Origin of the sequence: Faecalibacterium sp. 9 (assembly GCF_048320955.1) — a bacterium.
GTDB lineage: Bacteria > Bacillota > Clostridia > Oscillospirales > Ruminococcaceae > Faecalibacterium > Faecalibacterium wellingii.
The window spans coordinates 155,545-176,268 of the sequence record NZ_JBLWGB010000002.1; the positions used below are offsets into that span (position 1 = coordinate 155,545).

Sequence of the window (20,724 nt, forward strand, 5' to 3'; positions counted from 1 at the left end):
CTCGTCTTTTTCAGAGCGCAGATGCATAGGCTGAAAAGAGAGACTGTGACCGTCAGGAGGGGTGCGCCATGCGGCAGAGCTATTTAAAAAATGCAGCGCTGCTTACCGGCTCAGACGTGGTGCTGCGGCTGGCCGGTATGGGGCTGCGCATCTGGCTGGCAAACGAGCTGGGCGGCGAGGGGATGGGCCTGTATCAACTGGTGCTGGCGGTGTATTCGCTGTTCATCACGCTGGCAACGGCGGGCGTCTCGGTGGCAGCTACCCGGCTCATGGCCGAAGAACTCAGCGGCCCGGACTCTGCCCGCGGTGCGGCCCGGGGAATGCTGCGGCGTCTGCTGGCGACGGGGCTCCTGCTGGGGCTGTTTGCCGCCGTGCTGCAGCTGGCAACAGCGGATCTTGCAGCCCGGTGGTGGCTTGGCGATGTCCGCGCCGCCGGAGCGTTGCGCGTTTCAGCGCTGGGAATGCCATGGATGGCAGTGTCTGCGGTCCTGCGGGGTTTTTTCATCGCCCGGCGGCATGTGGCCCCCAATGTGTTCAGCCAGCTTACGGAGCAGACGGTGCGCATCGCGCTGGTGGCACTGGCGCTTACCCGCACCGAGGGCCTTGCGGTGGGCGTGCGCTGTATGCTGGTGCTGGGAGCTACTGCCGTCAGCGAAGCGGTGTCGGCGCTGTGCATGCTGATCTTTTACCGGCGGGATGCCCGCAGCGCTTTTGCGGGGCAGAGAGCCGTCCGCCCGGCAGACCCGGCCCGCCGTCTGTGGGAGATCCTGTGGCCGGTGGAGGGCGGGCGGGTGCTGGCAAGCGCCCTGCACACCGCAGAGAACATGCTGGTGCCCGCCTGCCTTGCGGTATATCTGGCAAAAGCAGGCGGGCGCAGCGCAGCACTGGAGCAGTACGGGGTGCTCAAGGGCATGGCCCTGCCGCTGCTCACCTTTCCCTTCGGGCTGCTGGGAAGCCTTTCGGTGCTGCTGATGCCGGAGATCACGCAGGCACATATTCTGGGTCAGACCAAACGTCTCAATGCGCTTTTGAATCGGATGCTGCGGCTCACCGGTTATTTTTCTGCATTGGCGGGGACGCTGTTCTGGGTGTGGGGACGCCCGCTGGCGCAGCTTTTATACCGCAGCGCCGAAGCCGGGCTTTATCTGGAAACGCTGGCCCCCGCCATGCCGCTGATGTATCTGGAAAGCATGGTGGACGGAGCCATGAAAGGGGTGGGGGAGCAGAAGGCCGCGTTCCGCTACAGCGTGTGGGACTCCATCCTGCGCATTGGCGGGGTGGTGGTGCTGCTGCCGCGCTTTGGCATGAAGGGCTTTCTGGCAGTGATCCTGCTTTCCAGCCTGTACACCTGCATTGCCAACACCGGGCGGCTGTTGTTTTCCAGCGGCACGCGGCACGCTTTCCGCCGCTGGCTGGGTGCGCCTGCTCTGGCGGCGCTGCTGGCAGCAGGGGCGGGTGCTTTTTTGAAAGGGCTGCTTGCGGACGGACTGAGGTCGGAACTGCCCATGCAGCTGGCGGCTCTGGGGGCGGGCGGCTGCATGACGGCGGCAGCATTCCTGCTGGCGGCATGGCCGCTGGGGCTGGGGGAGGAAGTGAAAGCCCTCCGGACAAAAAGCAGGCAGCCTGCTGCGGGGCGCACCCGCGCCGGATGAGGGGGATTTGGGGTAAAATACTGCTGTCCTGCGCCCTCATCAGCCGCATGAGGCGGCAGCTTCCCGCAAGGGGACGCCTTTCCTGCAAATTTTCTGGACATTCCCCGCGCTTCTGAGTATAATATAAAGATAGGACTGTCCGGTGCGCCGGGCAGGCCGGAACGCCGGAAGCTCCTTCCGGAAAAAACAGCGGCGTTTTACGCCGTGTGCAAAAAGAGGACTTTTTTGTGAAAGATAAAAAAAACACGCCGCAGGTGCTTGCGCGCCGGGCGCTGCTTGTGCTGCTGGATGCAGCCATTGTTGCATTCAGCTTTTATTTTGCGCTTCTGCTGCGGGCAGACGGAGCAGTGGAAGCTGCCTGGTGGCCGCATAATCGTGAGCTTCTGTACGAAAATTTGCCATGGATCGTGGCGGTGTACATTGCCAGCTTTCTGTTCAGTGGGCTGTACTCCGTACTGTGGAAGTACGCCGGTGAACGCGACCTGATGCGTCTGGCGGCAACGGTGGCTGTGCCTACCGTTGTCGTCTACGGTGTCAACCGTCTGTGCATCCACGGTGTGCTGTTCAACTCTGCCAACTGCATGGCAGCAGTGCTCATCTTCCTGCTGGTGGGCGGCAGCCGTCTGGCATGGCGGCTGTTCCTGAACCACCCGCTGGGCGAAAAGCTGCGCGGCTCTGCCAGCAGAGACCCCAACCGGCCCGTGATGATCGTGGGTGCCGGAGAGGCCGGTGCATGGGCCATCAACGTGTGCAAGTCCAATAAGGAATACGGGCATGCTGTGGTGGCGGTTGATGACGACCCCGCAAAGCTGAACCAGACCATCCACGGGGTGCCGGTGAAGGGCACGCTGGAGGATATCCCGGAGCTGTGCAATCGCTACGGCATCCACAGCATCATCATTGCCATCCCTACCCTGAAGGGCAGCAAACTGAACCATGTCATCGACCTGTGTGTCAGCACCCATTGTGCGGTGCAGCTGCTCAGCGACCCGCAGCTGGTGGGCAGCGGCGCACCCCAGCAGGGAGCCTTCCGCGAGCTGAACCCGGCGGATTTCCTTTCCCGCGATGAGGTGACGCTGGATACGGATCAGATCTCCGGCTACCTTACCGGCAAGACCGTTCTGGTCACGGGCGGCGGCGGCTCCATCGGCAGCGAGCTGTGCCGTCAGGTGATGCGCTTCAAGCCCGGCAAGCTGCTTATTTTTGATATCTACGAGAACTGCGCCTATGAGCTTTTGATGGAGCTGCAGCAGAAGTACGGCCGGGATATCCCGGTAACGGTGCTGGTGGGCTCCATCCGGGACAAAAAACGGCTGGACGAGGTGTTTGAGACCTATCACCCCACGGTGGTGTTCCACGCGGCGGCTCACAAGCATGTGCCGCTCATGGAGGTGAGCCCTGCCGAGGCCGTGAAGAACAATGTTCTGGGAACCAAGAACCTTCTGGTGAGCGCCAGCGAGCACGACGTGGAGCGGTTCGTGCAGCTTTCCACCGATAAGGCTGTGAACCCCACCAGTGTGATGGGATGTACCAAGCGCATCTGCGAAATGCTCATCCAGACCTTTGCGGGCAACACGGATATGAAGTGCGTGGCTGTGCGTTTTGGCAATGTGCTGGGCAGCCACGGCAGCGTCATTCCGCTGTTTGAGGCCCAGATCAAAAAAGGCGGGCCTGTCACCCTGACAGACCCCAACATTGAGCGCTACTTTATGACCATTCCGGAAGCGGCCCAACTGGTGCTGCAGGCCGGTGCGCTGGCCGAAAGCGGCAATATCTATGTGCTGGATATGGGCGAGCCGGTCAAGATCATGGATCTGGCAAAGCAGCTCATCCGCTTTTACGGCTATGAGCCGGGTGTGAATATGGAGATCAAGATCGTGGGTCTGCGTCCGGGCGAGAAGCTCTATGAAGAGCTGATGATGGACGAGGAGCAGGACAAGATGCGCCGCACCCAGCATAACAAGATCTTTGTGGCCTCGCCCCGCAGCATTGACCTTGCCGAGTTCTACGAGCAGCTGCAGGAGCTTGCCAAAGCCGCCCAGCACAACGATGAGGGTGTGGTGCAGCAGCTGGCAAAGATGATCCCCACCTTTACCCCCACCCGCCAGAATCTGAAGCTGTAAGCTCCCCCAGTCTGCTGCACAGACAGCCCCCTCAAAGAGGGAGGCGGCATCGCGTCAGCGATGACGGGAGGAGCTTCTACCAACGTCACTGCGGCAATCGGCCGCGTGTATATAAAATGAGAGGGATGTTACTATGGAAAAGAAACCGTTTCTGACCGAGGCGATGGCACAGGAGATCATTCAGGATGTGCCCACGCCGTTCCATGTCTACGACGAGAAGGGCATCCGTGAAAATGCCCGCCGCATCAACAAGGCATTCAGCTGGAACAAAGGCTTCAAGGAGTATTTTGCAGTCAAGGCTCTGCCGAACCCTGTCATTCTGCAGATCCTCAAGGAGGAGGGCTGCGGCGTGGACTGCTCGTCCCTGACCGAGCTGATGCTCAGCGAGGTGTGCGGCTTCTCCGGCAGCGATATCATGTTCTCCTCCAACCAGACTCCCGTGGAAGATATGAAGAAGGCCTACGAGATGGGTGCCTATATCAATCTGGACGATGCCACCATGGTGGAATTTCTGGAGCGTGTCGCCGGTGTGCCGGAGAACATCTTCTGCCGCTACAACCCGGGCGGCACCTTCAGTCTGGGCGAGAGCGAAGAGGGCTTTCAGGTCATGGACAAGCCCGGCGATGCCAAGTATGGTATGACCGAGGAGCAGATGGTCGAAAGCTACAAGAAGCTGGCTGCAAAGGGCGCCAAGAACTTCGGCATCCACGCTTTCCTGGCCTCCAACACCATTTCCGATGAATACTATCCGGAGCTGGCAGGCATCCTGTTCCAGCTGGCAGTCCGGGTGCAGAAGGCCACCGGTGTGCACATTGGCTACATCAACCTGTCCGGCGGTGTGGGCATCCCGTACCGTCCGGAGCAGACCGAAAATGATATCATGGCCATCGGTGAGGGCGTGCGCAGAAAGTTTGAGGAGATCCTGGTGCCTGCCGGCATGGGTGATGTGGCCATCTTTACCGAGATGGGCCGCTTTACCACCGGCCCCTACGGTGCTCTGGTGGCAACGGCCATCCACGAAAAGCACATCTATAAGGAGTACATCGGTCTGGACGCCTGCGCTGCCAACCTGATGCGTCCCGCCATGTATGGTGCTTACCATCACATCACTGTGCTGGGCAAGGAGAACGAGCCCTGCGACCACATGTATGATGTGGTGGGCGGTCTGTGCGAGAACAACGACAAGTTTGCCATCGACCGTATGCTGCCCAAGATCGACATTGGCGACATCGTTTATATCCACGACACCGGTGCACACGGTTCTGCCATGGGCTACAACTACAACGGCAAGCTGCGCAGCGCAGAGGTGCTGCTGTGCGAGGACGGCACCCACCGTCTGATCCGCCGCGCCGAGACTCCGCGTGATTATTTTGCAACGCTGGACTTCCTGCCCCTGATGAAGCCGCTGTTTGAGGATTGACCCTCTCAGCTTCGCTGCGCTCAGCAGCTCCCCCGAAGGGTGGAGCTTTTCCTCTGCTGACCGAAAGGTTATCCTCCCAACGATGGGAATACTTTCCCGTTAGTGCATAAGAGCTCGTCCTTCGGGAGAGCAGGCAAAGCCGACAGGCTTTGCCTGAGAGGGTTATAAATTCAATACAACGAGGTACAACAGATGTTTTTTGGTTTTCAGCTCACCCTTGGCCTGATGATGGTATTCTACGGCTATTCGGTCATGAAAAATCCCCGTGTCTGGGGCGATCAGGGCCGTCGTGCCGTCAAAGCGGAGCACTTTGAGGAATACTGCCGCCAGAATGGCCTGTTCTTCCTGAAGGCAGGCTGTGTGGTGGCGGTGATCGGTGCACTGGATGCGCTCATCACGCTGGATGCCCTGCTGTACGCTCTGCTGTACCTCTTCGGTCTGGCCTTCGCGTTCTATCCGCTGGTCAAATGGTGCCGCGAGAATGAGGGCTTCAGCTGGCCATGGCCCCATGTCCAGAGCGAGAAAAAGCGCATCAAAGAGCTGCGCCGTGAACAGGAATCGCAGGAAAAGGTGGAGCAGGACTCCGACAAAAAGTAAAGAACAAAGAGAAAAACGGCTGCTGTACGGTAAAGTACAGCAGCCGTTTTTTACAATTCATCAATGCTTTTTTGAAGCGTTTGATAAAACTGCCCCAGGTGATACCCATCGATGAACCGGTGGCTCACCTCAAGGCTCATGCCCAGCGTTTCGCGGCCGTTTTCCGGGACATACTTGCCCCATGTGATGCGGGGGATGGCGTCGTCTTTGTCAAAATCCCGCTCGTTGGTGCAGCTGGTCAGATCAAACCACGGCGTGGTGGAAATATAGATCAGCACGTCCGTCTCGCAGTCCTGATCCAGAAAGCTCTGCTGTGCTGCGCTCTTAGCTTTTGCGGCGCAGCAGAACTCGTCCAGCGTGCCGGTCTTGGGCAGTGTGACGATGTGGAACTGCTCACTGCCGGGCTTCAGGTCGGTCAGGCTGGGGATGCGCTTATCCAGAAGCCAGACCTCGCCGTCCCGGATGGTATAGCGGAAATTCACCACGCTGTTCACAGCATCGGTCACGAGATAGCCGAGGGCATAATAAAAGGAAATGCCGCGGGCTTTGGTGTAGGCATGGAGATTCGTCACGTCCACCCGGAAGGTGACGCTGTAAAATGGCTGTGACACTCCGGAAAAGAACCGGAACAGCTCTGCCCGCGGCCACGTGTTCATGTCGATTTTATGCATGGCCGTTTTCCCCATCCGCCTTGTTTTTATCCAGTGCATCAAACTGCTTTACGATTTGCGGGTCCTTCAGCTTGATGACCTTGCCGGAGAGGTAATGCAGGCTGTTCTCCTCAGGAATGTCCAGAAAGCTGACGCGCACGGCGCACAGGGCCTGCGTTTTGGTGCCGGTGCGCTCGTTCATTTTGCGGTTGCCGTACTTGATGTCGCCCAGTACCGGGCGGCCAAGGTAGGCAAGGTGGGCGCGGATCTGGTGGGTGCGGCCGGTGATAAGGCCGATCCGGCACAGCGCAAAAGGCCCGGCGGTACGCAGTACGTCTACATCCGTAATGATCTGCTTGCGGCGCTCGTCCTGCGACTGGTGTGCGTGGATGCTCACCTTATTGTTTTTTTCGTCGTGCTCCCACCATGCGGTGAACCGTCCCGACTGCGGGATGCCCACCGTAATGGTGTAGTATTCCTTCTTGAGCAGATCGGTGCGGATGATCTCATTCATGTCACGCAGGGCGGTATAGCTCTTGGCTGCGATCACAAGGCCCTCGGTGCCGCGGTCCAGCCGGTTGCAGATGCCGGGCTTGAAGCGGTTCTCGCCGTGGGGGTCGTATTCGCCTTTTTCGGCCAGATACTGGGTAAAAGCGTCCACAAGGTTTGCGTCGCCGGTGCGGTCACTATGGCACAGCAGGTGGGTGGGCTTGTACAGAACAGCAATGTTTTCGTCCTCGTAGATGACAGTCACCTTGGGCTGATTGGGCTGCTTTTTGGGGGCAGCCTTCTGCACCGGCTTTGCACCCTCCGTCGGGAAAAACTCGTCGTTGATGTACAATTCGATCAGATCCCCCGTCTGGATGCGGTACTCCGGCGCGGCCTTTTTTCCGTTCACCTTCACACGCTTGTTGCGGAAGCTCTTGTACAGCAGGCTGGTGGGAAAATCGCGGGTCACGCTCTGCACAAAGCGGGAAAGACGAACGCCGTCGTCGTTGGCGGTTGCAGTATACTGTTTCATAAATGGTTCCTCAAATCTCAAAAGATACCTTTATAGTAATACAGCCACGGCTGCAAGTCAACGCGGAAACGTCCCGGATCGAAACTATTTTTCCCCAAAGCCTTGAGTTCCCGATGCAAAATGGGTACTATTATAGGGAATGAACAAGAAGGAGAGTACCGGCAATGGCAGAATACAAACGGCATCAGGGGCATCGCCAGCGGATGCGCGAACGGGTGCAGAACTACGGGCTGGACAGTCTGGCCGAGCACGAAGCACTGGAATATGTGCTGTACCTCACCAATGCGCAGAAGGACACCAACGGCATCGCACATGACCTCATCGACCGTTTTGGTGATTTTGCGGCGGTACTGGAGGCCAGTGAGGAGGAGCTGTGCACCGTGGAGGGTGTGGGCCCTGCCACTGCCCGGATGCTGCATCTGCTGCCGCAGATCTGCCGTTATTACAGCCGCAGCCGAACCAGCACCACCCGCTGCATCAAGACTACCGAGCAGATGGGCAGCTACCTCATGGCAAAGTTTGCATGGTCAGACTACGAGCGCGCCATGCTGGTGAGTCTGGACAGCCGCAAACGGGTGCGGGCGGCGGTCTGGCTGCGGGAAGGCACCTCTGACCGGGTGAGTCTGGAGATCAAGAGCGTGGTGGCTGCGGCTATCAAGGGCGGCACCGACACGGTAGTGCTCTGCCACAATCACCCCAACGGTGCGGCACTGCCCTCCATGGAGGACATAGAAGCCACCGGCAGCATCGCTCAGGCACTGGGTCTGGTGAACATCTATTTGCTGGACCACTTCATCCTGACCGATACGGAATATTTCTCTATGCGGGATGCCAACCGCCTGCCGATCTATGATTTCAGGACCGGTACGTTGTTCTGGCCGTGAGCTTTATCGGAAACGGGAAGCGGCTTTCATCATGTGCCGGCCGAATTAACAGCTGTCAGGATGGTTTTCACAAAGAACTGTTTACATTATAAAACTGCTGTGCTATAATCAAAACGTAAAATACAACTGATTGTGGTTCTTTGCGCAAGGGCCGGAGAGGAGAGGGAAGATGGCAGACGAAAAATTTGAACTGGTATCCTCTTACCAGCCCACCGGCGACCAGCCGCAGGCTATTGAAACACTGGTGGAGGGCGTGGAGCGCGGCGACCGCTGCCAGACCCTGCTGGGCGTTACTGGCAGCGGCAAGACTTTTACCATGGCAAATGTGATCGCAAAATGCAACCGCCCCACGCTGGTGCTGGCCCACAATAAAACACTGGCGGCGCAGTTGTGCACCGAGTTCCGCTCCTTTTTCCCTAACAATGCGGTGGAGTATTTCGTCAGCTACTACGATTACTACCAGCCGGAAGCCTATATCCCCAGCACCGACACCTATATCGAAAAGGACAGTGCCATCAATGACGAGATCGACCGTCTGCGCCACTCGGCCACGGCGGCACTTTCGGAGCGGCGGGACGTGATCATCGTAGCTTCGGTGTCCTGCATCTACTCGCTGGGCGACCCTATCGACTACCGCAGCATGGTCATCAGCCTGCGCCCCGGCATGCAGATGGAGCGCGATGCGCTGTGCCAGAAGCTTGTGACACTGCAATATGAACGCAATGATGTGAATTTTGTGCGCAATAAGTTCCGCGTCCACGGCGACATCGTGGACATCTACCTTGCCTATATGAGCGAGCTTGCCATCCGGGTGGAGTTTTTCGGGGACGAGATCGACCGCATCACCGAGTTCAATCCGCTTACCGGTGCCAAGCAGAATGTGGTCAAGCATGTGGCCATCTTCCCGGCCAGCCACTACATCGTCAGCGCCGAGAAGAAGGCCGCCGCGCTGGAAAAGATTCGTGCCGAGTGTGACGCGCAGGTAAAGCAGTTCACCGCAGAGGGCAAACTCATCGAAGCCCAGCGCATCGCTCAGCGCACCAATTACGACATTGAAATGCTCAACGAGGTGGGCATGTGCAAGGGCATTGAGAACTATTCGGCAGTGCTCTCCGGCCGAAAACCGGGCAGTATGCCCACCACCCTGCTGGATTATTTCCCGGACGATTTTCTGCTGTTTGTGGATGAGAGCCATGTGACCCTGCCGCAGGTGCGCGCCATGTACGGCGGAGACTACGCCCGCAAAAAAACACTGGTGGAGTATGGCTTCCGCCTGCCGTCGGCCTTTGATAACCGACCGCTCAAGTTTGAGGAAGTGGAATCCAAGCTTAACCAGATGATCTTTGTTTCGGCTACGCCCGGCGACTACGAGCGTCAGAACAGCACGCAGGTGGCGCAGCAGGTCATCCGGCCCACCGGCCTTCTGGACCCGCTGATCTCGGTGCGTCCGGTGGAAGGGCAGGTGGTGGATCTGCTGGGCGAGATCAACACCCGCATCCAGCGGCATGAGCGCGTTCTTGTGACTACCCTGACTAAGAAAATGGCCGAAGACCTGACCGATTATCTCACCGAGCAGGGGATCAAGGTCAAGTATATGCACCATGAGGTGGACACCTTCGAGCGGATGGAGATCATCAAGGATCTGCGGCTGGGCAGCATCGATGTTGTGGTGGGCATCAACCTGCTGCGCGAGGGTCTGGACCTGCCCGAGGTGAGCCTTGTGGCCATTCTGGACGCGGATAAAGAGGGCTTCCTGCGCAGTGAGACCAGCCTGATCCAGACCATTGGCCGCGCAGCCCGCAACGCCGAGGGCCTTGTGATCATGTACGCGGATGTCGTCACCGACAGTATGGACCGTGCCATCACCGAAACCGAACGCCGCCGCGCCATCCAGATGGCCTATAATCAGGAACACGGCATCGTGCCCAAAACCATCGTCAAGGCCATTGCAGACAGCATTGAGATCAGCGATAAAGCGGAGAACGCTAAGCTGAACACCCGCCGCATGGGCAGGATGGAGCGGGAAGCCGCCATCGAGCGCCTGACCCGTGAGATGAAGGAGGCAGCGAAGCTGCTGGAATTTGAACATGCAGCCTTCCTGCGTGACCAGATCGACCGCCTGCGCCGCGGCGAGAACCCGACGGTAGACTCTGCCGCTGAGACGGAGCGCAAACAGAACCATTCACAGACACAACGAAAAGGGAGAAAATACCTTGGCAAACGATAAGATCGTCATCAGAGGTGCACGCGAGCACAACCTGAAAAATGTAAATCTGACCCTCCCACGGGAAAAGCTGATCGTCATGACCGGACTTTCCGGTTCGGGTAAGTCGAGCCTTGCTTTTGACACCATCTACGCCGATGGTCAGCGTCGCTATGTGGAAAGCCTTTCCAGCTACGCACGCATGTTTCTGGGCCGAATGGATAAGCCCGATGTGGACGAGATCACCGGCCTTTCGCCGGCAATTTCCATCGACCAGAAAACCACCAGCCACAACCCCCGCTCTACGGTGGGCACTGTGACCGAAATCTATGATTATCTGCGTCTTTTGTACGCCCGCGTGGGCGTGCCCCACTGCCCGGTGTGCGGGCGGGTGATCAGCCAGCAGACTGTGGACGAAATGGTGGATGCGGTGCTCAAGCTGGAAGAAGGTACCAAATTTCAAGTGCTGGCACCGGTGGTACGGCAGCGAAAGGGCACCCAGCAGAAAGAGCTGGATGCCGCCCGCCGCGGTGGTTATGCCCGCGTGAAAATTGACGGAAACATGTATGATCTGGACGAAGAGATCAGGCTGGAAAAAAACATCAAGCACACAGTGGAGATCGTGGTGGACCGTCTTGCCCTGCGCAAGGGCATCCGGGGCCGTCTGGCCGATTCTCTGGAGACTGCGCTGGCGCTTACCGGCGGCATCGCCGAGGTGGATGTGATCGGCGGCGAGTGCATGACCTTCAGTCAGAACTTTGCCTGCCCGGAGCACGGCATTTCCATCAGCGACCTGTCGCCGCGGCTCTTCTCCTTCAATAACCCGCTGGGAGCCTGCGAAAAATGCACCGGCCTTGGTACCTTTATGCGGGTGGACGAGGAGCGCATCCTGCCCAACCGGAATCTTTCCATCCGGGAGGGAGCCATCAAGGCCAGCGGCTGGTACTATGCTGAAGGGTCTGTGTCCGAAATGTATTATCTGGGCCTTGGGAAAAAGTACGGCTTCACGCTGGATACGCCCATCAAAGAGATGAGTACTGAGGCCGTCAATGCTTTGCTGTACGGCACCAATGGCGAAAAAATTGAGATGCACCGCACCAACGAGTTCGGCAGCGGAGTGTATTATAATACCTTCGAGGGCATCGTGGAGAATCTGGAGCGCCGCTTCCGCGAGACCAACAGCGAGTGGATGAAGGAGGAGATCGGCAGTTTCATGTCCGGCGTGGAGTGCCCGGACTGTCACGGCAAGCGCCTGAAGCCGGTAGTTCTGGCCGTGACCATTGGGGATAAGAATATCAGTGATTTCTGCGAAATGTCCATCCGGGATGAGCTGGCCTTCATCAAAGAAAATGAGCCGCACCTGACCGAAAAACAGAAGCAGATCGGCGGGCAGATCATGAAGGAGATCCGGAACCGCCTGCAGTTTTTACAGAGCGTGGGTCTGGATTACCTCACGCTGGCCCGTTCCGCAGGCACCCTTTCCGGCGGCGAGAGCCAGCGCATCCGCCTGACCACCCAGATCGGCAGTGCACTTTCCGGTGTGCTCTACGTGCTGGACGAGCCCAGCATCGGTCTGCATCAGCGTGATAATGACAAGCTCATTGCTACGCTGAAAAATCTGCGGGACCTCGGCAATACGGTGATCGTGGTAGAGCACGATGAGGACACCATGCGCAGCGCGGATTATATCGTGGATGTAGGCCCGGGGGCCGGTGTTCATGGCGGCGAGATCGTGGCTGCGGGCTCTGTCAAAGATATCTGTAAAGCAAAGCGCAGCATCACTGGCGATTACCTCTCCGGACGCAAGCGCATTGCCGTGCCGCAGACCCGCCGCACCGGCAACGGCAATTTCCTCACCGTGAAGGGCGCACGGGAAAACAACCTGCGCAACATCGACGTAAAATTCCCGCTGGGCGAGTTTATCTGCGTCACCGGAATTTCCGGCTCTGGCAAGTCCAGCCTGATCAACGAGATCCTGTACAAGACCCTTGCCTGCGAGCTGAACGGTGCCCGTTCCCGCGCGGGCAAGTGCGATGGGGTAGAAGGGCTGGAATTTGTGGATAAGGTCATCGGCATCGACCAGCAGCCGATCGGCCGTACGCCCCGCTCCAATCCTGCCACTTATACCGGTGTGTTCAATGATATCCGCACGGTGTTCTCCCAGACGCAGGATGCCAAAATGCGCGGCTACGGCCCGGGGCGTTTCAGCTTCAACGTCAAGGGCGGCCGTTGTGAAGCCTGCGAGGGCAACGGCATCCTACAGATCGAAATGCACTTTCTTCCGGATGTGTATGTGCCCTGCGAAGTGTGCAAGGGTGCACGCTACAACCGTGAAACGCTGGAAGTGAAGTATAAGGAAAAGACCATCTCCGATGTGCTGAACATGACGGTGGAGGAAGCGGTGGTCTTCTTTGCCAATCAGCCCAAGATCGCCCGCAAGCTGCAGACCCTGCTGGACGTGGGGCTTGGTTATGTAACACTGGGCCAGAGCGCCACCACCCTTTCCGGCGGCGAAGCCCAGCGCGTGAAGCTGGCAAACGAGCTGGCCCGCCGCAGCACCGGCAAGACCGTGTATATTCTGGACGAGCCTACTACCGGCCTGCACATCGCGGACGTGCACCGCCTGATCGAGGTGCTGCAAAAGCTGGTGGATGCGGGCAACACGGTCATTGTCATTGAGCACAATCTGGATCTGATCAAGTGCGCTGATCATATTATCGATCTTGGCCCTGAGGGCGGCAGTGCAGGCGGTGAAATCGTGGCCGAGGGCACGCCGGAACAGGTGGCAGAGGTGCCGGGCAGCTTTACCGGCCAGTATCTGAAACCACTTTTGGAAAAAGACAAGATCCTGCAAGAAAAAGAGCAAAATAAATAAAGCACGTACTTTCGCAAAAATCAGACTTTTTGCAAAAAAAGCAAAGAAAATTGCAAAAATCGGTTGACAAAACTGTTGCATCTGAGTATAATATTTCATGTCGCCACGCTTCGGTAGGGAAGCAGCGGTCGATATCCGGGTGTAGCGCAGTTTTGGTAGCGCGCTTGAATGGGGTTCAAGAGGCCGTGAGTTCGATTCTCGCCACTCGGACCAAACAAAAATAATCCGAACTTGTTTCCGATAGGAGATAGGTTCGGATTATTTGTTTTCTTCGGAAAATTAGCGTTTGCGAAGCAATGAAAGCCCCAGTGGGGCTTTTAAGCGACGGAACGGTCTGCGTTAGCAGATGGAGGGGCTTTGCCCCGACAAGTTCCATGCAGGTGTCCGTGGAAGATGAAATCCGAAATCATAGATTGGGCAATATAAGCTACGACATGATTTCAGGAGGACACGAACATGAAGTATGATGAAAGCGTTTGCAAATTCAACATGGACACCGGCTGCGTGGAGCTGCTGCTCCGGGATGGGAGTAAAATTTCAATTGACTGTACCGGGGTTGAGGATGCGCTGGATGTGACCATGGCGCAGACAGTGCAGGGAGTCCAGACTTGCCCGTTCTGCAAAATGGTGCGGTGCATTTCGCGCACTTTTACCGGAAGGGATGCTGTCCCAAATCAGCTTGTCCAGCTTTTGAAGCTCCAGACGCTTTGCCCGGAACCTGACAGCCAACATCCCACAACCAATATGGAGCCTTTGGGCAGATGGTATTCCCCGATGCGTCGCTCCAGAATAAGGGAGTAGAACGCTTTCTGAACTTCCTGCGAGCATGCGTTCAACTCATCCAGAAACAGACAATAAGGCTCTTCTCGTGCGATCATCCGGGGCGGGCAAAACACACTGCGCCCGTCCACGATCTGCGGCACACCAATGATATCTTCCGGTGCAAGTTGGCTGCCCAGCAGAGAAACACAGGGCAACCCCATATCTTCGGCAAACTGCTCCACGATGGCAGATTTGCCGACGCCGGGTGCGCCCCAGATAAAGACCGGGCGCACGAGGCCGACATTCAATAAAATATCCAGAAGCTGCTTCTGGTTGACCGAAACTGTGAGATTCAAGGCGATTTATCCTCCGTGATGCGACGAATGACGATTCCTGTATAATTCAAAGATTTCATCTTCCGCGCCCCTTTCCATTTGTTTGAACACAGTATAACAAAGCAGGATGACAGATTCTGTCATCCTGCTTTGGCTTTTTGTTGAGTTTTGCGGTTTAGTAGTCCTTCAAGGCTTCGCAGATCTGAGGGCGAACTTCCACCCCGAACCGGAGGCACAGAGTCTTGACCATCCGGACATAGATTTGCTTGGCCGGTTCCCACTGACGGTTTTCCAGTGCCGTACAGCTGGGGCGGATGTAGTCTTCCCACAAGGACTGATACAGTGCGTCGGGATCCGGAGTGCGATCGATGGCCTGCACCAGCAGCGGCCCCACGCGGTAATATTCCCGGACGATGGCTTCACCCTGTGGCGTGGATTGCAGCTTGTTGTCCCGGAACCAGCGCAGCAGGTTCAGCTCGCGGCAGTCATCCCCGGCGTGCAGTGCACGACAGGTGGCCGTTGTGATAAAGCAGCCACTGTCGTGAGTCTGGTAGTTGGACGTTGTGCGTTTGTAGCTGTTTCCCTCCTGATAGGCGGTAGTCTGTTCTTCTTTTTCTTTTGCATCTGCCTGATAGCACGCACGCAGGGAAGGCTGCAGGGATGGGTTCTTGAAGCCTTTGAGGGCGGCCAGCTGATAATAGCGTATGGCCTGCTCCGTATTCTGGGCGACACCATAGCCGTGATGGTACATACATCCCTTGCAGAAATTAGAAACGCCGGTGTCGATGCCGGAAAGCAGGCGCATGGCCTCGGAATAGGATTCGCCCAAGCAGAACAGCACCACACCAAGAATCTCGCTGTTGTGCAGTGACTGATGGCTGCGTTCCTCGATGAGATAGTGGCACAGGGAACAGAGAACCTTTCCGTTCTCTGCATATTTTTTTCTGGCAGCATCGGTCAGGCTGGTCGAGCCGATCCGCTTGGCGGTGGAAAAACCAGAATCATACAGCTTGTCCACGATGAACTGGATGGCGGGTAGATATCCTTTGACTGCGGCCAGCTTATAATAAGTGAATCCCGGATCGGCCAGATCGGAGTATGTTACACAGCGCGGGGTGCTCCGTTGAGCCATTGCCACGCAGGCTTCCGGCAGCAGACCGTTGACCAGCACGGAAAGATCAATGGAAGAGGAAGCGCAGTTGTAGAGCTGCAACAGCTTTTCTCCGGCGGGCAGATATCCCCGCTGGAAGCTTTCGGTCAGGGCCGAGGTGACGTCTTCTGGGAACGTGGCAATCAGGCTTTTTGCGTAATATTCCCGGCCAGAGGAAAGCCGGTTCGGCTTCAACAGATCCACATACTGGCGCAATGTTGCGCGGGACAGACTGTCCGGGTTCTGAAGTTCCAGCAGCATCCGGGCCTTTTCCCACTCGCCGGGGCCTACCGTGACGACTGGAGCACTGACGGGTTTTCCGGCCTTCTTTTTCAGGTAGGCCTGTACCAGCGGAAGCTCCGGATATTCCAGTGTACGCAGGCTGGCTTCGATCTTCTGCCCGAAACGGGTCTTTTCTCGCTCTTCGGTAAAGAAAATCTCGAACACAGCATCCCACACACGGCGGGGCACCTCTTTCCCGCTGGAAGAGAGATCCCGCAGGTCCTTTTCGTTTTCCGTCAGGCAGGTGTGAATCGTTTCCAGAACAGGCTGCAGGGCGTTCCACTCATTGTTCAGCTGGTCTCCGGCCTCTTTGGCCGACTGTCGGAGCTGCGGCAGGGCATCGTTCTGTTTCTCGCCCAGCCGCACGATGTCATCGGTGATCTGTCGGACGATTTCCTGCATTTCATTGCTGCTGCGCAGATAATAGCATTCCAGCTGCGTAAAGAGTGCCTGAAAACGGTATTGGAAGCCGTACAGAATCGGGTGGATGGTGCCCAGACAGGGAACCAGCATCGCCCAGTCCATGCGGGGACAATGGCAGAGTGCCGGGTGGGCTTTCAGTGCGGGAACCAGCTCCGGTTTACAGGTGACCGCGTCAAAATGATCCAGTCCGCGCTTGGAAGCGGTCTGGAATCCGCGGGAATTAAGACAGGCGATCTTTCGGCTCACCGCGCCCCCGAACAGCTGCTCTGCCCGGTGGTAGACGTTATCGAAAATAAGCGAAACGTTTTTGACCGCCAGCGGGGTGCGCAGCAGAAAGACTTGGACGATCTTGTTGAGAGCCACGCGGTTCTTGCCGCTTTCGGTCAGGAGCAGTTCATATTCGTCGGGGGACAGGGCAACATGCCGGTTGGCATAGTTCAGAACTTCCAGCTGATCCTCTTCGCTGTCCACGATCAGAAATGGAATCTGTGTCTGGAGCCGGAGCAGCGGGGCAATGTCTGCCCAGTGCAGGAATGCGCGCCGGAAAGGCTCAAAGAGAGTGTTGGTGTGGTAGTCCGAGATCAGCAGGCAACCGGTGCCGGCCAGCTCGGGGCAGAGGTACAGGGGTTCCATCTCGTCCAGCAGACCCTCAGCCTTTTTTTGCAGGGCGGGCGCATCGGGATAGCGGGAGGCTTTGAGCTGTGTGGTCAGGTCGGTATGGACCAGAGCGTACAGCTTTTCGTAGTGCTCCCACGACCCGGTAGTGGTCTCTGCGCGCTCCTCCTGCATGATCCGAGCCAGAACGGCTAGATAGGCTGTGGTATTATCCATGTTGATCCTCCGACTGAATGTAGCTTGCGATCTCATGATTTATCTGTGTCACGAGATTATCATAGCGCTTGAGCAGCTTCCTTAACTGCGTGTACTTTTGCTGTGTTCTGCCCCACAGCTCCACCAACGAGCGGATCTGCATCACCTGCCGGGAGCGGGTGATACCCCCAAACAAGTCCCGCGCTGTGTGCCCGGTTGTGTCGATAGCACGGACAAGGTTCTGGCGCAGCTGGTCTTCCAGTTTCTGGAACGCAGTGAACAGATCATTGCTGCGCACGGAATCCTGCAGGACATACTGGAAGAACACCGGGATCAGATTACCGCAGTACTCTTGGTTCTGATTAGAGGAATAGGCCGTGACCCCGAAGCATGGGATGGCAGTCCGGACCATTGTCTGCCGGGCAAGATTCAAAATTTCACGGATTTCATGCTCCGGTTTCAGATCGGCTTTGGTGAAAACAACCAGAACTTTGGTCTGAAAATGCAGCGAGGCCAGAAAATCGAGGTCATCCTGAGTCAACCCGCCGTTGTCGATATCCACCAGCCAGATCAGATAATCGGAAGCGCGGAGCTGTTCAAAGGCGCGCTGTCGGTCAGAGAGAGTCATCTTGGAAAGGCTCTTCTCATCGTATTTCGTATAGCCCGGCGTGTCCAGCAAGGCGATCCCTTCCGGCAGAATGAACGAACTGGATTCTGCAATGATGCAGTCCAGAAAAGCCGAAAACCCGATGCCATATGTATCGTAGAATTCGTGGGTCAACGCGCCCATGGACTGCGTGGTCAGCGGGGTGCTATAGCCGTAGATGCTGTTGGCAGAAAGCGTATCATGGTCGGCTTTGATGATGTAGGTGGGAACAGAGGTGGTGGGTTTCTGGTCAACCGGGAGCAAGTCTTGAATGCCGGAAATGGCGTTGATGAAGCGGGACTTTCCGGCACTGAATTTGCCGCCGAAGCTGACCACAGCCTTATTCTGGAGTTTCCGGATCTTCTGAATCTCGGTCAGCCGGGCACACAGGTTCAGGAATTGCTCGTACAGTTCCAGCTCGTTGTCCAGCGAAATCTCTGAAAACAAGGCAAACAGTTGCGCCACCATGGACTTGATTCGGTGGACGGGCGGCTGCTTTTCGTTGCGGATCAGCTCCGACAGCAACCGGACGGCCTGACTGCTGTCGGAAATGTACATGTTGGGTTCGGGCACTTTTACACCCTGAAAAAGCGTGCTCAGGTCGGGCTCGTCTTCGTCAATAATAAATGGCACGGTGTCACACCTTTCTTATGGTTTCCGCAGGCGGGGAACAAAACCCGTCAGTGGGAGCTGTCGGTCTGTGCCAGCTGTTTTTTCATCTGCTGGATCGTTTTGTCAAACTGCTGATAGGCAGCAAGGTAGGTCTCGCGCTCCTGAATCTGCCCCTGAAGCTTTTCCAGCTCGCCGCAGAGCAGCTCCTGAATCCGGTCGGCAAAGGTTACGGCCTGCTTGTTCAGCATGTTGGCGGCCATCTGCAGCGCGGCGGTCAACTGCTGGCCCATGTCTTGGTCAATTTCGTTCAGCAGTCGGGTCTGAAGAGATTTCAGCTTGTGGATGTCATCGTTTTCCGCATAGCCGGAAGGAAACTGACTTTCGACCTTGTCGATGTAGGTTGTGTAGTCGAACCGGATCTCCGGACTGGAAAGCTCGTTCAGCACATTCTGGAGCGGCAGCCGGATGTCGTCCTCGTCAAACTCCATGTCGCTCTTCCGGAAAGCATCCAGAACCACCTCGACAATGCGGTGGGAGAGCTGCTCCCGGTTGAAGACATACTGGAATTCCTGATTGATCGTGTTCTGGCAGGTGGAGGCGTGGTGCTCAAGGTTGGTCACGACCTCCGAAACATCAACCCGGTTGTTCGTGACCGTATAGGAGTAGTGCTCTTTTATTAAACCGAAAAGGCCTGTGCCTTCGACACCGTGATGTTCCTCGGAACTGGTCTGCACGTCCAGCCGCTGGTGGTTCTGCTGTTCCAGTGTGAGCTGCGGTAGCAGCTGGTTGACTTTGTTTTTGCAGCCGATGGCAGCACCGTCAAAAATATACATCAGCTTGCCGCGGGAGGACTCCATGACCTGTTGAATCGCTTCGGTACGCTGCAGGAGCTGCTCAGAGGTAGAATTTTTCAGGGTGGTGCGGCTGGAGGACAGCTCCTGCTGGATCTTATCCAGTGCGCGCAGATGGTTTATCTGTGCGGTTTCCAGCAGGGTATTGTTTTTGCCATGGATGATTTCTGCCTTCTGCTGTCGCACGGCTTCCAGCGTCTTCAGGACCTTGTTGATGCCGCCGATGGATGACAGCAGAGTCTCGTCAAAGTCCGGGAAGTTGCTGTGCAGATTCTGCAAAACAAGGTTCTCTGCCGGACTCAGCGGCTGATGCTGCTTCTGCTTGCGGGCCATGGAAGAGCAGGTGGAGGAGACGAACAGCAAATCGCTTTCGCTGATCTTTTCCATGATGCCGGCCCGGCGGGGATTGTTACGCATGGCCTGCTGCATGGTGTTACGGAACTGACCCTTGTAACTGTTCAGTGCGTGTTGAGAGGCAACAGCAAAACTGCCTTTCGGCTCGTTCAGCAGGCCGGAATCCAGTTTGCTGCCAACCACGATTACCTTCCGCACGCCGTTGTCCGGCAGACCGTTGGCCATCAGGCCGACCGTGTTGGCGTCCATGAACTGGCTGCACGGGGACAGCAGGATCACGACGTCGCAGGCGCGCAGAAACTGCCGTGTGGCATAGCTGCGGGAGACGATAGGGTCATTCAGGCCCGGGGTATCCACGATCTCCAGATCCTCCAGCTCAGGGAGATTCACTTCCAGCTCGACATAGTTCACGATGGGTGTGAACCGGCCGCGTGCGCCAACGTAATCCTGCAGCTTGGCCATGATGTCACCGTCCAGCACGTCCGCATCCCCCAGATGTTCCAGGATGGCAGAGTTCGAGCCGACCATCTGGGTCAGCTCTTTGGCGCTTTTCAGCACCTCGGAGACATCCTGCTGGAAGAGTGTGCGCTCAAACACTTGCTTGGAGCACACGCCCTCTGTGCTGTCCGCGTGGGACCTGTCATAGATTTTGCAATAGTTGCTGTATTTAGTGTTCAGTTGCTCCTCGTATTTCTGCGCGTTGTCCTCGATTTTTTCCCAGTCCTTCCGCTCATAGAAATGCACTGTTGCCTGCGGTGTCTCGGAATAGCGGATGCGGGTCAGGGCGGCGGTCATGGGGGTGGCCGCCTTGGGCAGAACGTCCCTGCCGCCAAAGATACAGGCGTTCAGAAAGGAGGATTTTCCGGCCTTCATGGCACCCACGATACCGATGCTCAGCTTGCGGGCATCCTGCTGGGCGCGCTGGATCTCAGTTTCCAGCGTTGTGGTGACGGACTGAAAATCAAGGAACTTGCCCTCGTCGAACAACTCCTGATGTTCGCTCAGGGTCTGTTCTATCTGCCGGGCCTGCTGAAGATACGCATTTGCTTTTGCTGGATCAAATCCCATAATTCG

Annotated in this window: 13 protein-coding genes, 1 tRNA gene and 1 pseudogene; 9 read left to right on the top strand and 6 right to left on the bottom strand. The window is 57.0% G+C overall.

Annotated elements, in window-relative coordinates; genetic code table 11:
- Positions 1-68 precede the first annotated feature (68 nt).
- The 4 genes from ACKXF9_RS09305 to ACKXF9_RS09320 all read left to right on the top strand — a co-directional run bounded on the left by ACKXF9_RS09305 (position 69) and on the right by ACKXF9_RS09320 (position 5,792).
- Complete coding sequence (locus ACKXF9_RS09305) at positions 69-1,652, top strand: oligosaccharide flippase family protein (protein WP_418265986.1); 1,584 nt, start codon at positions 69-71, stop codon at positions 1,650-1,652.
- A 227-nt stretch (positions 1,653-1,879) separates the two neighbouring features.
- Complete coding sequence (locus tag ACKXF9_RS09310) at positions 1,880-3,775, top strand: polysaccharide biosynthesis protein (RefSeq protein ID WP_339395849.1); 1,896 nt, start codon at positions 1,880-1,882, stop codon at positions 3,773-3,775.
- A 133-nt stretch (positions 3,776-3,908) separates the two neighbouring features.
- Entirely contained in the window at positions 3,909-5,195 is a 1,287-nt protein-coding gene (locus ACKXF9_RS09315) for a diaminopimelate decarboxylase (RefSeq protein ID WP_418265987.1), read from the top strand.
- 192 nt (positions 5,196-5,387) lie between these two features.
- Positions 5,388-5,792: a hypothetical protein gene (locus tag ACKXF9_RS09320; RefSeq protein WP_339395851.1), complete on the top strand. Its 405-nt coding sequence runs from the start codon at positions 5,388-5,390 to the stop codon at positions 5,790-5,792.
- 50 nt (positions 5,793-5,842) lie between these two features.
- Here the strand turns inward: ACKXF9_RS09320 and ACKXF9_RS09325 are convergent, their stop codons facing one another.
- Both ACKXF9_RS09325 and ACKXF9_RS09330 read right to left on the bottom strand, forming a co-directional pair.
- Positions 5,843-6,403: a CatA-like O-acetyltransferase gene (locus tag ACKXF9_RS09325; protein WP_418265988.1), complete on the bottom strand. Its 561-nt coding sequence runs from the start codon at positions 6,401-6,403 to the stop codon at positions 5,843-5,845.
- 52 nt (positions 6,404-6,455) lie between these two features.
- A complete protein-coding gene (locus tag ACKXF9_RS09330; RefSeq protein ID WP_418265989.1) occupies positions 6,456-7,463 on the bottom strand; it encodes an RluA family pseudouridine synthase in 1,008 nt (335 codons plus the stop codon).
- 164 nt (positions 7,464-7,627) lie between these two features.
- On the opposite strand from ACKXF9_RS09330, the gene ACKXF9_RS09335 reads away from it, so the two are divergent.
- The 5 genes and pseudogenes from ACKXF9_RS09335 to ACKXF9_RS09355 form a co-directional block, all read left to right on the top strand.
- Complete coding sequence (locus ACKXF9_RS09335; RefSeq protein ID WP_418265990.1) at positions 7,628-8,347, top strand: JAB domain-containing protein; 720 nt, start codon at positions 7,628-7,630, stop codon at positions 8,345-8,347.
- Between the two features lie 169 nt (positions 8,348-8,516).
- Positions 8,517-10,574 carry an excinuclease ABC subunit UvrB gene (gene uvrB, locus ACKXF9_RS09340; protein ID WP_339395855.1) on the top strand — a complete coding sequence of 686 codons (2,058 nt, stop codon included), beginning with the start codon at positions 8,517-8,519 and terminating at the stop codon, positions 10,572-10,574.
- Complete coding sequence (uvrA, locus tag ACKXF9_RS09345; RefSeq protein WP_418265991.1) at positions 10,561-13,425, top strand: excinuclease ABC subunit UvrA; 2,865 nt, start codon at positions 10,561-10,563, stop codon at positions 13,423-13,425. Before uvrB ends, uvrA begins: the two co-directional genes overlap by 14 nt.
- Positions 13,426-13,560: 135 nt before the next feature.
- Positions 13,561-13,638: transfer RNA gene (locus ACKXF9_RS09350), tRNA-Pro, on the top strand.
- Between the two features lie 243 nt (positions 13,639-13,881).
- Positions 13,882-14,013 (top strand): annotated as a pseudogene (locus tag ACKXF9_RS09355) (DUF6061 family protein); the annotation flags it as partial.
- Between the two features lie 86 nt (positions 14,014-14,099).
- Here the strand turns inward: ACKXF9_RS09355 and ACKXF9_RS09360 are convergent.
- From ACKXF9_RS09360 to ACKXF9_RS09375, 4 genes are all read right to left on the bottom strand, one after another.
- Complete coding sequence (locus ACKXF9_RS09360) at positions 14,100-14,543, bottom strand: AAA family ATPase (RefSeq protein WP_418265992.1); 444 nt, start codon at positions 14,541-14,543, stop codon at positions 14,100-14,102.
- Between the two features lie 154 nt (positions 14,544-14,697).
- Entirely contained in the window at positions 14,698-17,208 is a 2,511-nt protein-coding gene (locus ACKXF9_RS09365) for a CFI-box-CTERM domain-containing protein (RefSeq protein WP_418265993.1), read from the bottom strand.
- Positions 17,201-18,466 carry a dynamin family protein gene (locus ACKXF9_RS09370; RefSeq protein ID WP_418265994.1) on the bottom strand — a complete coding sequence of 422 codons (1,266 nt, stop codon included), beginning with the start codon at positions 18,464-18,466 and terminating at the stop codon, positions 17,201-17,203. The genes ACKXF9_RS09365 and ACKXF9_RS09370 overlap by 8 nt, the downstream gene beginning before the upstream one ends.
- 47 nt (positions 18,467-18,513) lie before the next feature.
- Positions 18,514-20,718 carry a dynamin family protein gene (locus ACKXF9_RS09375; protein WP_418265995.1) on the bottom strand — a complete coding sequence of 735 codons (2,205 nt, stop codon included), beginning with the start codon at positions 20,716-20,718 and terminating at the stop codon, positions 18,514-18,516.
- Positions 20,719-20,724: the final 6 nt, after the last annotated feature.